This is a genomic window from Pseudoalteromonas sp. MMG013 (assembly GCF_018100885.1).
GTDB lineage: Bacteria > Pseudomonadota > Gammaproteobacteria > Enterobacterales > Alteromonadaceae > Pseudoalteromonas > Pseudoalteromonas aurantia.
In genome coordinates, this window is record NZ_JAGJEE010000021.1 from 1 (window position 1) to 15,870 (window position 15,870).

The 15,870-nt window shown below is 39.9% G+C and carries 12 protein-coding genes; all 12 read left to right on the forward strand.

Annotated features, from left to right (window positions below; translation table 11 throughout):
- The first annotated feature begins 145 nt into the window (after window positions 1-145).
- Complete coding sequence (locus J8L98_RS17010; RefSeq protein ID WP_210997414.1) at window positions 146-520, forward strand: hypothetical protein; 375 nt, start codon at window positions 146-148, stop codon at window positions 518-520.
- Between the two features lie 133 nt (window positions 521-653).
- Window positions 654-1,112 carry a GAF domain-containing protein gene (locus J8L98_RS17015; protein ID WP_210997415.1) on the forward strand — a complete coding sequence of 153 codons (459 nt, stop codon included), beginning with the start codon at window positions 654-656 and terminating at the stop codon, window positions 1,110-1,112.
- Complete coding sequence (locus J8L98_RS17020) at window positions 1,112-1,390, forward strand: hypothetical protein (protein ID WP_010363951.1); 279 nt, start codon at window positions 1,112-1,114, stop codon at window positions 1,388-1,390. The genes J8L98_RS17015 and J8L98_RS17020 overlap by 1 nt, the downstream gene beginning before the upstream one ends.
- Before the next feature lie 15 nt (window positions 1,391-1,405).
- Window positions 1,406-2,056, forward strand: a complete 651-nt coding sequence (gene proQ / locus J8L98_RS17025; protein WP_210997416.1) for an RNA chaperone ProQ — start codon at window positions 1,406-1,408, stop codon at window positions 2,054-2,056.
- A 10-nt stretch (window positions 2,057-2,066) separates the two neighbouring features.
- Window positions 2,067-4,097: a carboxy terminal-processing peptidase gene (gene prc / locus J8L98_RS17030; RefSeq protein WP_210997417.1), complete on the forward strand. Its 2,031-nt coding sequence runs from the start codon at window positions 2,067-2,069 to the stop codon at window positions 4,095-4,097.
- Between the two features lie 179 nt (window positions 4,098-4,276).
- A complete protein-coding gene (nhaC, locus tag J8L98_RS17035) occupies window positions 4,277-5,725 on the forward strand; it encodes a Na+/H+ antiporter NhaC (RefSeq protein ID WP_192507222.1) in 1,449 nt (482 codons plus the stop codon).
- A gap of 52 nt (window positions 5,726-5,777) precedes the next feature.
- Window positions 5,778-8,372 (forward strand): aminopeptidase N, encoded by a 2,595-nt coding sequence (gene pepN / locus J8L98_RS17040; protein ID WP_210997418.1) that lies wholly within the window; start codon window positions 5,778-5,780, stop codon window positions 8,370-8,372.
- 5 nt (window positions 8,373-8,377) lie between these two features.
- Window positions 8,378-8,599: a DUF2835 family protein gene (locus J8L98_RS17045; protein WP_210997420.1), complete on the forward strand. Its 222-nt coding sequence runs from the start codon at window positions 8,378-8,380 to the stop codon at window positions 8,597-8,599.
- A 237-nt stretch (window positions 8,600-8,836) separates the two neighbouring features.
- Entirely contained in the window at window positions 8,837-10,954 is a 2,118-nt protein-coding gene (locus J8L98_RS17050; RefSeq protein WP_192507225.1) for a DUF1302 family protein, read from the forward strand.
- An 11-nt stretch (window positions 10,955-10,965) separates the two neighbouring features.
- The gene (locus J8L98_RS17055; RefSeq protein ID WP_210997421.1) at window positions 10,966-12,333 is read left to right on the forward strand and encodes a DUF1329 domain-containing protein; all 1,368 of its coding nucleotides are present in this window, start codon (window positions 10,966-10,968) and stop codon (window positions 12,331-12,333) included.
- Between the two features lie 96 nt (window positions 12,334-12,429).
- Complete coding sequence (locus J8L98_RS17060) at window positions 12,430-13,425, forward strand: YCF48-related protein (protein ID WP_192507227.1); 996 nt, start codon at window positions 12,430-12,432, stop codon at window positions 13,423-13,425.
- Window positions 13,425-15,755 (forward strand): MMPL family transporter, encoded by a 2,331-nt coding sequence (locus J8L98_RS17065; protein ID WP_210997422.1) that lies wholly within the window; start codon window positions 13,425-13,427, stop codon window positions 15,753-15,755. Before J8L98_RS17060 ends, J8L98_RS17065 begins: the two co-directional genes overlap by 1 nt.
- The last annotated feature ends 115 nt before the right edge of the window (window positions 15,756-15,870 follow it).

The window sequence follows — 15,870 nt, forward strand, 5'->3', positions numbered from 1 at the left end:
TTATTCTTAAATGAATATAAAAGCCGCTTATAAAGCGGCTTTTTTTTGCCAAAAATTTATTACGGCTAGTAAATGCGACTAAAGTTGACTGGTGTTTTGCAGCGAATACTTTAATGATGATTGTTTAAAAATCAGAGTATTTATTATGAAGCAGCTGCTAGCTAAAAGTATTGCTATGTCTCTTTTGTCACCATTGTTAATCGGAGTTTTGCTAGGGGGCTATTATACCTTTACGCTTAGCCAGCCAGGTATCCAGATATTTTTTAGTATATTGATAAGTGCATTTTCTAACGCGCATATCGCTGGCTTAGCCATGGCCGTGTTTGTTGTGCCTGGATATTTGCTTATGCATAAGTATAGTAAAGTGCAATATTCAGCAGTGCTAGCCTTGGGTATGATAGGCGGTGCATTTTTTAGTTATGTTCTTGCGGCTACATCTGGAATGGGATTTATTGTTAATACGTGCATGGCAGCCCTAGCTTCAGGGTTGTTTCTTTATGGCTTAAGACGCTTTGCGTAAATCCCTGCTTGTAAATTAATCAAGTAAGTTAATATTTACAGATATTTAATACTTTTTCGTCAGAAAAGGTTTCATTTAATAGCTCGAAAGAGTACCTTAAGCTTTTGTATGACGTAACTGTGATATTGAGTAGATGCACAAGCAAGATTTTTATCAGACACTTGTAAACCAAGCTAATTCTTTAATTTGCGATGAACAAAATATTATTGCAAATATGGCGAATATCAGTGCCCTTTTATTTACTTCTTTGGAAGACATAAATTGGGCTGGATTTTATCTTATCGACACACCTCAAGAGTTGGTGCTTGGACCTTTTCAAGGTAACCCTGCCTGTATTCGTATTCCGCTTGGCAAAGGCGTGTGTGGTACAGCAGCACAAACGAACTCAACTCAATTGGTAGATGATGTTCATGCATTTGCTGGACATATAGCATGTGATGCTGCATCTAATTCTGAAATTGTTATTCCAATAATGAAAGATGGTGCGCTGTTCGCTGTGTTAGATATAGACAGCCCGAGCTTGGCAAGGTTTGACGAATTAGATAAGGCCGGCCTTGAAGCGCTCGTACGTTGTTTTGAGGCAACGTTATAATGAAAGATTTAGTCAATGTACAAGATTACCTTTTTGCAATTGCTGATGTTGGCGATTGGGAAGGGGAAGAAGAGCAAGTTACCGAGACTTTAAATGAGTTAATTCATTTTGCTTGGCAACTTTTACCAGATGATCTCGACTGTGAGACCATCGATAATATAATCAACGGTATTTGGGAACATCTTCGTGGAGACTTAGCTTTGATTGAAGTTGAGTTTGAAGAGTTAACTGACTGGGTAATACACTATATCCATTCATCGTTAGATGAAAAGGTATAACAAATAGGTTCAAAAATGGAAGCCACAAACAAGCTAAAAGATATTAATGAGGTATTGGATTTTCTATATTCAGAGTTTCCTCAGTGTTTTAAACAAAAAGATGGCATCAAGCCGCTTAAAGTCGGTATCTTTAAAGATATCGCCGAGCGAATTGAAGGCTCAGAGAAAGTAAGTAAGACGCAAGTACGTCAAGCGTTACGTAAATACACGTCGAACTGGCGCTATTTAGAAGCGGTTACTAAAAACGAATTCCGTATTGATCTTGATGGCAACGATGCTGAAAAAGTTGAACAAGAGCACATTGAGCACGCGCAAAAAGCCCTTGAAGAGAGTCGCGCGAAAATGGCTAAACGTAAGAAAACGCAGCGTCCACGTCAGGACGGTGATGCGAAGCCTTACAAGAAAAAAGGTCCTGCTCATGCACGTAATGGAGACAAAAATACTCGGGTTAACAAAAAGCCAGCTCCTCAGCAAGCTAAAAGAAACCCAGGTAAAGTTGAACCATTACCAGCTAATGAGGTCAAGGTTAATAACAAAGTTAAAGTTAAATTAGGGCAAGCTTTGGTTAATGCTACAATTACTGAAGTGAACAAAGATGACGTTCACGTAGAGTTAGTGACTGGTATGCAAGTTAAAACCAAAGTAGATAGTCTGTACATAGTTTAAGGAGTTGTGTATGAGTAAAAAGTTGACACTCATTCCCGTTGTAGCAGCGCTGTTATCAAGCGTTTCGATTGCATCACCGGATTCGGTGACAGAAAAAGACATACCGACGTTAAAACCGGAAATCCAACATACAACGGCAAGCAAACGAGTGACCAACTTATTTACTCGCCAGCACTATAAACGTTTTAAGCTCGATGACGCTTTGTCACAAGAAATATTTGATCGTTATGTAGAGTCATTAGATTTTACTAAGTCGGTATTTTTGCAAAGCGACATTGATGCTTATGAAAAACACCGCTTACAATTTGATGATGCGTTGAAAGCGGGTAAGCTTGAGTTTGCTTTTGACATGTTTAATATGAGTATGAAACGTCGGTTTGAGCGTTTTCAATATGCTATTAGCTTGTTAGAAACTGAAATTAAGTTTGATAAACCTGACGCTTTTCATTATGACCGTGAAGACTTACCTTTTGCAAAAACAGAACAAGAGCTAAATGAATATTGGCGTCAAAGAGTTAAATCGGATGCGTTGCGCTTAAAGCTCACAGGTAAAGATTGGGACGGAATTCAAGAAGTTCTCACTAAAAGATATAAGAACACGTTAAAGCGGTTAGTCCAAACGAATAGTGAAGATGCTTTTCAAGTAATGATGAACGCATTCGCCAGAAGCGTTGAAGCGCATACATCATATTTGTCTCCGAGACGTGCTGAACAATTTAAAATGGATATGGAGCTTGAGCTCGAAGGCATCGGGGCTGTTTTAGGGTATGACGAAGATTACACTGTCATACGTTCATTAGTGCCCGGAGGTCCGGCTGATAAATCAGAGCGTATTAAAGCAGATGATAAAATTGTTGGTGTAGCGCAAGATGGCAAAGAATTTGTTGATGTGATTGGCTGGCGCCTTGATGACGTTGTTGATCTCATAAAAGGTCCGAAAGGAACCAAAGTAAGACTTCAATACTTGAAAGGGTCTGATGCACATGGTACTCCTAAAGTTGTTGAGATAACGCGAGATAAAATTCGGCTAGAAGATAGAGCCGTTAAGTCAGAAGTGTTTGAGGCGAAATACTCTGAACTCTCTAGCAAAATAGGTGTTATTGAAATACCAAGTTTTTACAATAACTTATCAAAAGATGTTAAGGTCGAGCTTGCGAAGTTAAAGGAACAGGAGGTTGATGGGGTTGTAATTGACCTACGTCAAAATGGCGGAGGTTCTTTATATGAAGCGACTCAATTAACGGGACTATTTATTGATAAAGGTCCAGTGGTGCAAATTCATACACTTTATAATCGTGTTGAAGCGCAAAAAGATCGTGATGGCATTACATTTTATGATGGCCCTATGACGGTACTTGTTGATAGGTATAGTGCTTCGGCTTCTGAAATATTTGCTGCCGCAATACAAGATTATGGTCGTGGTGTTGTTATTGGCGAGCAGACTTTCGGTAAAGGTACTGTACAGCAGCATCGTGGACTTGGAAAAAATTACGATTTATTCAGCAATCCACTTGGTAGCATTACATATACCATTGCTAAGTTCTATCGCATAAATGGGGGCAGTACGCAACATAAAGGGGTAGTACCAGACATTATGTTGCCTTCAGCAATAGAGCCACAAGAGTGGGGAGAGAGCCAAGAAGACAACGCGTTACCATGGGACAGTATTAAGCGTGCAACTTATAGTAGTTTAGATAACTTAACGCCGGTCATTAAGTATGTTGATGCAAAACATAATTCTCGTATCCAAGGAGAACCTGAATTTAACTATGTATTTGATGATATTGCACGATACAAAGCGCAAAAAGATGACAAGAAAATATCACTGGTGGAGTCTGAGCGATTAAAGGAGCGTGATGATTCGGAACAGCGCGCGCTTGTCCGTACTAATACTCGTTTAAAGCGCTTAGGTTTAGCAGCAATTACAGACTTAGATGATGTGCCAGATGTGATTGGCGAGCTCGACCCGTATTTAGAAGAAGCAGCGTTAATTACACAAGATTTAATTTCATTTGGTCGGTTGGTAAAAAATGACCTATAAATGAACCCTATATAGATACAAAGGCGCTTAGGCGCCTTTTTTGTTACGATTTTATCTATGAATTTGCTACTATACCTGCAATTAATAGGCTGTGGATTCACACAGTAATAATAAGCCTGAAATAGGCCTTAGTAAAAATAAGAATAAGCATAGCGTTGTTATGCAGAGGAGTACTCAATTTGAAACAACAAAAACTACCCTCACTATTGGATGCGTTGATCCCAATAGTTGTCCTTGTCAGTCTTTTAGGTGGCGCGGTTTATTTATACGGTGATAACTCGTCTTCTGGTCCGAATCAAATTGCATTGCTTTTTGCTACTTTTACGGCAGCTCTGGTGGGATTGAAAAACGGGTATACATGGAAAACCTTAGAAGAAGCAATGATAAAAGGGATCACCATTTCTCTTGGGGCGATCCTGATTTTACTGATGGTTGGTGCTTTGATCGGCACTTGGTTATTGTCAGGTACCGTACCAACTTTAATTTATTATGGTTTGCAGGTTATTAATCCAAGTTGGTTTTATGCAGCAAGCTGCTTAATTTGCGGCATAGTTGCGATGAGTATTGGAAGCTCTTGGACCACAGCGGCAACAATCGGTGTGGCTTTGTTAGGAGTGGCGACAGGTCTTGGGTTAGATCAAGTTGTTACAGCCGGAGCCGTTATCTCAGGTGCTTACTTTGGTGACAAACTGAGCCCATTATCAGAAACAACAAACTTAGCACCTGCCGTGGCTGGAGCCGATCTATTTGAACATATTCATCATATGCTTTGGACAACAGTACCGAGCTTTGTCATAGCGCTAATTATATTTATTTTTATGGGTTTTAATGCCGATGCTAGTAGTGACGTTGGTCGAATCGATGAAATTGTTGGTATTTTAAAAGGCAATTTTAATATTAATTTGATGATGCTTGTACCGTTACTGGTATTATTGGTCTTGGCGTTTAAAAAGATGCCAGCATTTCCCGCTATTTCTATTGGTGCAGTCGTGGGGGCTGTTTGGGCCATTTTGTTCCAAGGGGATCTAATTCAAAGCCAGCTAGATGGTTCACAAGGTGAATTAGTTGGCTATATTAAATTAGTTTGGGCAACTTTCTATCAAGGTTTTAGTATTACGACTGGTGACACTAAAATGGATGATTTGTTAAGTGGCGGAGGCATGGCGAGTATGCTGACAACAACTTGGCTTATTATGACTGCGTTGATGTTTGGTGCGATTATGGAAAAAACAGGTCTACTTGAAATATTTGTTCGCAGTATTTTAAAAATCGCTAAAAGTACTGGCTCGTTGATCGCGTCGACTATTGCGACCTGCGTAGGAACAAATATTGTTGCAGCCGATCAATATATCGCAATCGTTGTACCTGGCAGAATGTTCAAAGATGAATATAAAAAACGAGGTTTGCGTAGTGTTAATTTATCTCGAACGCTAGAAGATGGTGGTACGATAACGAGTCCATTGATTCCGTGGAATACATGTGGTGCTTACATGCAAAGCGTATTACTTATTAACCCATTTGACTATGCTATATATGCGTTCTTTAATTTAATAAATCCATTATTGGCTGTGGTTTATGCCTACTTGGGTGTGAAAATACTTAGAATTAAACCACAAAGTTCAGAATAAATGTAGAATAAGTGTCCGAACTCAGTTCGGACACTTATGCAAGGATATAAATATGCAAGAAAAACCTCAAGCAAAGTACCTAAAAGATTATCAACCTCCCTCACACACCGTCTCGCACTTGGATTTATCGTTTGATTTACAACCAACTAATACCAAAGTAATTTCTATCGCTCACTATAATGCGATAAGCGACACTACCGATTTACGACTGGATGGTATTGATTTAAAATTGTTAACTTTAAAGGTAAATGGTAAAGCACATACGCAGTATGAACAGTCACAAAGCCATTTATTATTGACAGAGTTGCCAAGCTCTTTTGATTTGGAGATAAGCACAGAGATATCTCCAAGTACCAATACTTCTTTGGAAGGTTTGTATCAGTCAGCTGGTGCTTATTGTACTCAGTGTGAAGCTGAAGGCTTTCGTAAAATCACATATTTCCTGGATAGACCAGATGTCTTGACTACGTACGATGTGAAGATTGTTGCTGACAAGTCTATCCCATACTTGCTATCAAATGGCAATAAAATTGAAGACGGGGTAACTGAAGACGGGCGCCATTATGCAAAGTGGCAAGATCCATTTAAAAAACCGAGTTACTTATTCGCATTAGTCGCTGGTGATTTTGATGTTTTAATGGATGAATTCATCACTCAGTCTGGCCGGGCGGTTGAGCTAGCCTTATTTGTTGACAAGGGTAACCTCGACAAAGCTCCCCATGCGGTGGAGTCGTTAAAACGGGCAATGGCATGGGATGAAAGTCGTTTTAATCTAGAGTACGACTTAGATATATACATGATTGTTGCGGTTGATTTTTTCAATATGGGCGCCATGGAAAATAAAGGCCTCAATGTTTTTAATAGTGCATGTGTATTAGCGAATCAACAAACGGCAACCGATAGGGATTATCACACGATTGAGTCGATAGTTGGTCATGAGTATTTTCATAACTGGACTGGCAATAGAGTGACCTGTAGAGACTGGTTTCAGTTGTCATTAAAAGAAGGTTTGACTGTATTTAGAGATCAGGAATTTAGTAGTGATCTCGGTTCTAGGGGGCTTAATAGAATAGATGCCGTGATGGCGATGAGGGCGCACCAGTTTACCGAAGATGCAGGGCCAATGGCACATTCAATTCGACCTCAAAAAGTTATCGAGATGAATAATTTTTATACTGTTACCGTTTATAATAAAGGTGCAGAAGTCATTAGGATGATGCATAGCTTGCTTGGAGAGCAGGCCTTCCAAAAAGGCATGAAATTATATGTTGACCGGCATGATGGTCAAGCTGTGACATGTGATGACTTTGTGAATGCGATGCAAGATGCCAGTGGTGTTGAGTTAACTCAATTTAAAAGATGGTATGAGCAAGTTGGCACACCAACAATTGAGGTGGTCACATCCTTTGATCCGACAAAGCAAACTTTCATAATTGAATTGACTCAACATAGAGCAACCAATGACCCAGTGGTTGAGCCGTTACATATCCCGTTTGCACTTGAGCTGTTAGGACCTGATGGAGAAATACTCCCATTAATATGCAACTCCCGGGAAGTTTCGAAAATATTAAATGTCACGAATGAACACCACCAATTTGTTTTTGAAGGTTTTGAGCAGGAGCCTGTACCGGTATTACTTGAAGATTTTTCTGCCCCATGCATTATCCAATACAATTATAAGTTGGAGCAGTTGATCCATATTATTCAGTATGCCAGTAGTGATTATGCACGTTGGGAGGCGATGCAGCAGGCCTTTTCACAAGAAGTCTTTGCAGAAGTAAACAAGTTTGATGGACATATCACACATACATTAAATCCTAAGTTAATGGCTGTGTTGAAGCAATTATTGACAGAACGTAATGGTGATATTGCGCTTATTGCGGAGCTGATGTCATTACCTAACTTTGATGCATTATCAGCAGGATTTACGCAAGTACCTGTCAATGCGCTTGTAAAAGTGATTAAGGACTTTAAGCATGATATTGCTGTTAGTCTTACTGACGCGCTCAAGACAGCTTATGTAAGCGCTAAAGAGCAGGGAGAATTATCTCATGATGGTGTATCTGCTCGGGCACTGAAAAATACCTGTTTATATTATTTAGCGTATGTGGCTGATGAGGATATTGAAGGTTGGTTGGAAACTCAAAGCCTGAGTGAAAATATGACTTTAAAGTTAGGGGCGCTGAAAGCAGCTACTGCCGCAGATCTTTCCTGCACGGGTGCGTTGATGGAAAATTTTGATGCAGCTTGGCGCCATGACTTACTCGTCATGGATAAGTGGTTTTCTTTACAGGCAACAATTGATTCAAATTCTACGATTGATAATCTTTATGGACTTTATAACCATCCGTGCTTCGATAAATCAAATCCAAATAGGGTGAGGGCATTAGTAGGGAGCTTTGCTAGAAGTAATCCAGCTCAGTTCCATCGAGAGGATGGAGCAGGTTATAAGCTGCTAGGTGATCTGCTGATTGAGCTTAATGGCCTCAACCCGCAAAATGCATCTAGGATGGTGACTCCGTTTATGTCATGGAAAAAGTTTGATAAAACACGCCAAGAACTGATGAAAGCACAATTACAAAGATTAGCTGACTTAACGAATTTAAGTGATGATTTATATGAAAAAGTCGAAAAAGCGCTGAGCTAATTTGTATGCAAGAATACTTTTTCACGATGTATTTGGACTATGAGCAATGTTTAGACTTTTATGATGGAAGTATAAAGTTTGTTCAAGTCGTAGAAGACCAAGGAAAGCGGATCCGCTTTCCTGCCACTCATGTAAGAAAGTTTGTCTCATCGATAGGGATTAGGGGCCGTTTTCGGTTATGTTTAGATGCACAGAGTGCGTTTATTTCACTCGAGAAAATCGCTTAATGAGACTTTTTCTTATAACTATTATTGTATTTTTGTTAAATGAGTTTGTTATAAACTTAAATTACGTGTTATATATTATCTGGTAGGACGTCTTACCATGAGTAATATAGAGCCTAAAACGTTAAAAAAGCACCGATTGGACGCGTTCTATTTGTAATTTGAATTGATCGCTTCTATCGTTACGACAACAAAAAACAATAACTCGATTATAAAAACCCGCTTTAAGGGGGAGAAATAATGATAAAAAGATCGCTCTTTGTTAAAAACAAAATAATGCTCGGTCTTAGTGCTGCGGCGTTAACGCTAAGTAGTGCACCTTTACTTGCTGCAAACTTCCAAGTTGGTGATTTTGAAATCACATTCGACTCAACATTTTCCTATGGTCAAAGTATACGAGTAGAAGATCGTGATTTTCAGTACATAGGTAAAAGTAACCACCCTCGTTTTAATTGGGATGGCTACAATGCATTGACTGGTAATACTGTTTACACGTCTGCAGATGTATGGGCTAATGCTGGTGCGTACTCAAATAATGGCGATGCTGGGAATTTAAACTTTGATTCTGGAGACACATTTTCTCAGTTGGTGAAAGGGACCCATGACTTTGGCATAAGTAAAGATAACTTTGGTTTCTTTTCTCGCTTTATGTATTTCTATGATTTTGCAATGGAAGATGGCGATTTTGCTTATCGAAATCCCGTGTCAGGTAATAAAGTCGATCCGTGTGCTGATGATGAGACGAAAAAGCAAGTTTGTTCTGATGTACGCCTTCTTGATGCATTTGTGTGGGCTGACTTTGACTTAAATGGTGGCAATAACCCATTGTCTGTTCGTCTGGGCCAGCAAGTTGTGAACTGGGGGGAAAGTACACTTATTTCTCACGGAATAAATGTTAACCCGGTTGATATTGATCGGCTGAAAGCACCAGGTTCGGAGCTTAAAGAAGCATTCATTCCTGTTGGGATGCTTTGGGCATCATTAGGGATCACTGAAAATATCACTTTAGAAGGTTTTTATCAGTATCAATGGCATGAAACGCGCTTACCGGCCTCGGGTAGCTATTTTTCAACCAATGATTTTGCTTCTGAGAATGGTTATAGTCAAAATGTCCAGCTTGGTTTCACATCAAATCCTGACATAGATTTAATGCATCTAACTGATTCTCTTAACGGCTTGCAAGCAAACTGGCTTGGCGCATTAGCGGCTCAGGGCTTAGATACAACTGACACGAGTGTTTTAACTAGTGCCTCAGCCCAAACTTTACTGGCGAGTATGTATTTGCAATACCCGACAAAGGTTGCTTTAAAGGGAAAAGGGGATGCTGGCAAAGTAGAACCTAAAGACTCTGGTCAATTCGGTTTGCGTCTAGGTATTTATTCACCTGAGCTGAATGACACTGAATTTGCGCTTTACTACATAAATTATCATAGCCGGCGTCCATTGATATCAGGTAAAGCTTCGAACTTTACCAATGCTGCGGTTGGTGCTGATCTTCAGTATATTTCGCAAAATACAATCACTGAAGATAATATTACTAACTTGAATGCATTTACTCAGGGGCAAATAGCGTACCCAGAAGATATTAAACTATATGGGTTAAGTTTTAATACCGCCATAGGTGAAACAGCGTTTGCAGGTGAGTTTACCTATCGTCAAGATGAACCGCTGCAAATAGATGATGTTGAATTGTTATACGCAGGCATGGTCGAGCAGCTTGCTTACGCGGGTCGACGAGATGATTTCGCTGGTTTTTCTCAATTGAGTCAAGGTGATGCTGTTAGCTATGTGAACCCAGGTGAAATTGCTCAAGGCTTTGTATTAAAAGACACGATGCAATTGCAGTTTACTGCGACACATTTATTCGGTCCGAGCTTAGGAGCTGATAGTTGGGCGGTTGTGGGCGAAGTCGGTGGGGTTACAATTAAAGACATGCCTAGCTATGATGAGCTGCGACTTAACGTTGCAGGTACAGGCCGAAGCGGTACTGTGGAAGGTTTATCGGGTCGCAGTTATGATTTAATACACCAAGCAGTGTCTAACGGTCCTGAGGTCAACCCATTTCCAACAGCATCTGCATGGGGTTATCGACTTATTGCTAAAGGTGAATATAACAACTTATTCGCCGGCGTTAATTTCTCGCCACGATTTGTTTTCTCTCATGATGTGAATGGTATCACTCCTGATCCAATGTTTTTGTTTGTGGAAGATCGTAAGTCATTGGGTGTAACTATGAACTTTAGCTATCAAAATGCTTGGTCATTTGATTTTGGTTACAACACGTTCTGGGGTGGCGGTGCTACCAATACATTTGCAGACCGTGATTTTGTATCTTTTAATATTAAGTATTCAATTTAAGGGCTTTCAGTATGTTTAGAAAACCTACATTTGTTGCCGCGACAATAATAGCGATGCTATCAGCACCGAGTGCAATAGCAAAAATGTCGGCAGAAGACGTTGCACGTTTAGGTGCAGATTTGACACCAATTGGCGCAGAGACTGCGGGTAATGCAGATGGCTCTATTCCTGCGTGGACTGGTGGAATAACTAAACCACCAGCGAGTTTTAAATCGGGAATGCATCACCCAGACCCATTTGCTGATGATAAAATCATTTTAACAATAGATAAAGGTAATCTTGATAAGTACAAATCGTTATTAAGCCCTGGCCAAATCTCATTGTTTGAAACGTATCCAGAAACGTTTAAGATGAATATCTATCAGACACGCCGAACAGCGGCATACCCTCAGTTTGTTTATGACGCGACAAAAAAATATGCATCTACAGCGGAGCTGATTGAAGGTGGGAATGGTATTAAAAATACAGCAATTGGTATTCCTTTCCCAGTGCCAAAAGATGGTTTAGAAGCAATTTGGAACCACTTACTTCGTTATCGAGGGCTATCGATAGCACGTTTTGGCGGTCAGGCGATGCCAACTGAGTCTGGGTCTTACAATATAATTGGTTTTGATGAAAAGCTATTGGTGAAGTATTCGGATCCAGATGTGACACCAGAAGAGCTTAAAGAGTCAAATGTGTTGTTTAAGTTTAAACAAAAAGTCACAGAACCTGCACGTTTAGCAGGTACCGCTCTACTGGTACATGAAACCATGGATCAGATTTTAACGCCACGCCAAGCATGGACATATAATACTGGCCAGCGACGCGTTCGTAGAGCACCAAATGTGGCTTATGATGCACCTGGTACAGCATCTGATAGTTTAAGAACGACGGATGACTTTGATATGTTCAATGGTTCACCAAATCGTTACAATTGGACGCTCAAAGGTAAGCAAGAGTTATATATCCCATACAATAGTTACAAATTGCATAGCGATAAACTTAAGTATGATGATATTTTGATGGCCGGGCATGTTAACCCTGAGCATGTTAGATATGAAAAACACCGTGTATGGGTTGTAGAAGCTAATTTAAAAGAAGGTACTCGCCATATTTATAAAAAGCGTGTTTTCTATATTGATGAAGATAGTTGGCAGATTCATATCGCTGACCTGTATGACAATAGAGACCAAATGTACAGGGTAGCAATGGCGCATGGTTTAAATTATTACGACGTACCCACTCATTGGAGTACACTTGATGTTTACCATGATTTGAACTCACGTCGTTATCTTGCTATCGGGCTAGATAATGAAGAAAGCATGTACGACTTTAGTAAATCTTTCCAAGACAATGAGTTTACACAAAGCGCATTGCGTCGAGAAGGCAAGCGTTAATATTACGCTTATCCCATTTGCCAATAGCCATCGGGCTATTGGCAATTCATATCTAGGCGAACTCTCGCCATTCATATAGCATTTTGAGTAGTCAGCATGATTAAAAAAACCATTGCTAGTATATTTATGCTGTTTGTAATTTCTGCAAATAGTTTCGCGATGCCAAACGCTGCATTACAAGTGGCAACACCAGAAAGAACACTGTTCACAGACATTACATATAATGGCAGCTCTTTAATCGCGGTGGGGAAACACGGCACGATTGTAACCAGTACGGATGGTGTTACTTGGTCACAAGCACAAGTTCCGGCACAGGTACTATTGACGGCTATTACTTCTTTGAGCCCAAGTGCTTCATGGGCATGTGGCCATGATGGTACTATTCTGTTTAGTAAAGATGATGGTAAAAACTGGCAGTTACAGCAGTATTTGCCTGAAGTAGGAAAGCCTTGTTTAGACATTGAATTTACTGATACCGAACATGGATATGCAATTGGCGCATATGGTATGTACTACGTAACAGTTGATGGTGGAAAAACTTGGCAGAATAAATTTATCGACGATTTTGTGCACCCAGACGACAAAGCATATTTGGCTGAATTAAAAGAAGAAGACATTGTCGCCTATGAAGAGGAAACTCAATTCATTCTCCCACATTTTAACCGACTGTTGATAAAAGGAAACAGACATATTTTAGTTGGAGAAATGGGGCTTGTTGCGTTAAGCGAAAATTCGGGGGAGTCATGGACGAGACTTGATGAATTTTACCCAGGATCGTTTTTTACTGTGGCGGCGTATGGCTCTGATCAGCTAATTGTAGCTGGGCTGAGAGGGAACGCATTTATAGCAGACATGAACCAACTGAAGTTTAGAAGGTTAAATATCTCAACGACAGCAACAATTAACTCGATTGTAACCCATCAAGAGCAAGCATATATGTTGGCTAATAGTGGTTTCATTTTTAAATATAATAATACATTGACGCAATCACAACTTGAGACTGGATATTCGGTATTAGCGGCCGTTTCATTTAAGGGTAAGTTGATTATGGCGACAGAGAAAGGTTTGATAGCTTGGGAGGTTAATAAGTAATGCAAGCTATATTGAGTAAACTTGAATATATGGTATTTCGTCATAGGATGATGGTCGTTGTACTATTTAGCCTATTGACGGTTGCACTTGGTTATAAAGCAACACAGATACAGTTAGATGCCTCTTTTAATAAGAATATTCCTCTGCAACATGAGTACATGCAACTGTATTTAAAGCATGAAAAGCAATTTGGAGGAGCAAATAGCATACTACTATCAGTCTGTGATGAAGGAGGTGATATTTTTAATGCTGATTTTTTTGCTCAATTAAAAGCGGTGCATGATCAGCTTTACTTTATTCCTGGTGTGAATCGGCCGTTAGTGAATTCAATTTTTTCTCCAAGTGCACGATTTGTTGAAGTTGTTGAAGATGGATTTGCTGGCGGACCAATTATTCCCGCCAATTTTGCGCCAACGACGCAAGGTTTGGCTACTGTCAAACAAAACATAGAAAAAGCGAATGTTGTGGGGCGTATGATCGCCAGTGATTATAGTTGTGCAATGGTCTCTGCACAGTTAATGGAAATAGATCCGCAAACCCAAGAAAAGTTAGATACGCTTGCTTTTGCAGATAAATTAGAGAAAGAAATCAGAACACCATTAAGTACCGATACTGTTACTATCCATATTATTGGTTTTGCAAAGATGGCTGGTGATATCGCTGATGGTGCAAAAGGCGTGGTGTTCTTTTTTGCATTGGCAATCGGATTTACTTTCATCATGGTTTGGCTATTTTGCAAAAGCTTTAAGTTGACACTATTACCGATAGCTTGTTCTTTTATTGCTGTTGTATGGCAACTAGGACTACTATCAAGCTTGGGTTTTGGTCTCGATCCGATGTCAATTTTGGTACCGTTTTTGGTTTTTGCGATTGGTGTAAGCCATGGGGTGCAAATGATCAATGCGATTGGGAAGAAAGTTGCTGAGGGAGTCTCAAGTAAAGTCGCGGCTCAAGCTAGTTTTAAAGCGCTATTAATCCCTGGTGGTATTGCATTATTATCTGATACCGTAGGTTTTCTGACATTATTGGCGATCGATATCGGTATTATTCGTGAACTAGCAATTACGGCCAGTTTGGGTGTTGCCGTTATTATATTTACGAACTTGGTCTTGTTGCCTATTTTGGCATCGTATTTTAGCTCAAGTAAAATTAGACGCTTAGATGATGGAAATAGTTCCTCAAATACAGTATTCACAAAAGTCAGAGAAGGGTTGGTAAAAGCAACAGATAAGAAGTGGGCACGGTTTATATTGTTGGTGTCCGCTATTTTATTTGCGTTTGGTTACTGGCAATCACAAAGTATGCGAATAGGCGACTTGCATGCTGGCGCACCAGCGTTACACCAAGATGCAAGGTATAACCTAGATACATTCTTGATTTCAGATCGTTATGCGATTTCGTCTGATATTTTGAAGGTAATCGTTGAAGCATACCCAGCTGCATGTACAGAACACGACACAATGGAGCGGATCAGTCGTTTTCAATGGCGAGTAGAAAATTTAACAGGTGTACAGTCGGTGGTGTCGCTATCGTCGGTTGCCCAAGCAGTTAATGCTGGCTATAACGAAGGCAATTTAAAATGGCAAACATTACCAAGAAATAGTGCATCTTTGGTACAAGCCACATCACGAGTTGAAACCAGTACAGGCTTACTCAATGGTGATTGCTCTGTTATGCCAGTCATTATATTTATGAAGGATCATAAAGCAGAAACAATAGATCATGTCATTTCAAATATAAAACAATTTGCAGATGATGAGGGTACAGATAAAGTTGCATTTAAATTGGCATCAGGGCCAATTGGCGTTATGGCAGCGACCAATGAATCGGTATCGTCAGCACAATTACCAATGATGATTTACGTTTATGGTGCGGTAATTATTTTGTGCTTAATCAGCTTCAGAAGTGTTAAAGCAACGATTGCAGTTGTATTACCTCTGTATATTGTGTCGACATTAGCTCAAGCATTAATGGTGAAATTGGAGATTGGATTAACCGTTTCCACATTACCCGTTATTGCGTTAGGTGTCGGTATTGGTGTGGATTACGGCATTTATATTTTGTCTTCGATGATGGGGCAACTGAAGCAAGGAGTCCCTTTATCGGCGGCGTATCGTAATGCATTAGCCGAGCGCGGAAGTGCTGTACTATTTACAGGAATAACCTTGGCAATTGGTGTAAGTACCTGGATATTCTCTGCGCTGAAGTTTCAGGTTGATATGGGCATACTCTTAACGTTTATGTTTTTAGTGAATATGCTGGGTGCAGTACTGTTGTTACCTGCTATAGGCACGCTACTCTGGACCGACCAGAAAAAAAACTGTGAATAAATGTGCTTTGGAATGGCCATGATTGGCCATTTATATCTATATTTTGTGAATAGATGAGCAAATAGCTGAAAAGCTTAAAATGTTTTCATCGAAAAAGCTGTTTATTAGCGCCAGA

Bases quoted from the DNA above. Each gene is read 5' to 3' on its own strand.
- J8L98_RS17055 (WP_210997421.1), top strand. From the start codon at position 10,966: ATGTTTAGAAAACCTACATTTGTTGCCGCGACAATAATAGCGATGCTA.
- prc (WP_210997417.1), top strand. From the start codon at position 2,067: ATGAGTAAAAAGTTGACACTCATTCCCGTTGTAGCAGCGCTGTTATCA.
- J8L98_RS17065 (WP_210997422.1), top strand. From the start codon at position 13,425: ATGCAAGCTATATTGAGTAAACTTGAATATATGGTATTTCGTCATAGG.
- proQ (WP_210997416.1), top strand. From the start codon at position 1,406: ATGGAAGCCACAAACAAGCTAAAAGATATTAATGAGGTATTGGATTTT.
- J8L98_RS17045 (WP_210997420.1), top strand. From the start codon at position 8,378: ATGCAAGAATACTTTTTCACGATGTATTTGGACTATGAGCAATGTTTA.
- J8L98_RS17010 (WP_210997414.1), top strand. From the start codon at position 146: ATGAAGCAGCTGCTAGCTAAAAGTATTGCTATGTCTCTTTTGTCACCA.
- J8L98_RS17015 (WP_210997415.1), top strand. From the start codon at position 654: ATGCACAAGCAAGATTTTTATCAGACACTTGTAAACCAAGCTAATTCT.
- J8L98_RS17060 (WP_192507227.1), top strand. From the start codon at position 12,430: ATGATTAAAAAAACCATTGCTAGTATATTTATGCTGTTTGTAATTTCT.
- pepN (WP_210997418.1), top strand. From the start codon at position 5,778: ATGCAAGAAAAACCTCAAGCAAAGTACCTAAAAGATTATCAACCTCCC.
- J8L98_RS17020 (WP_010363951.1), top strand. From the start codon at position 1,112: ATGAAAGATTTAGTCAATGTACAAGATTACCTTTTTGCAATTGCTGAT.
- J8L98_RS17050 (WP_192507225.1), top strand. From the start codon at position 8,837: ATGATAAAAAGATCGCTCTTTGTTAAAAACAAAATAATGCTCGGTCTT.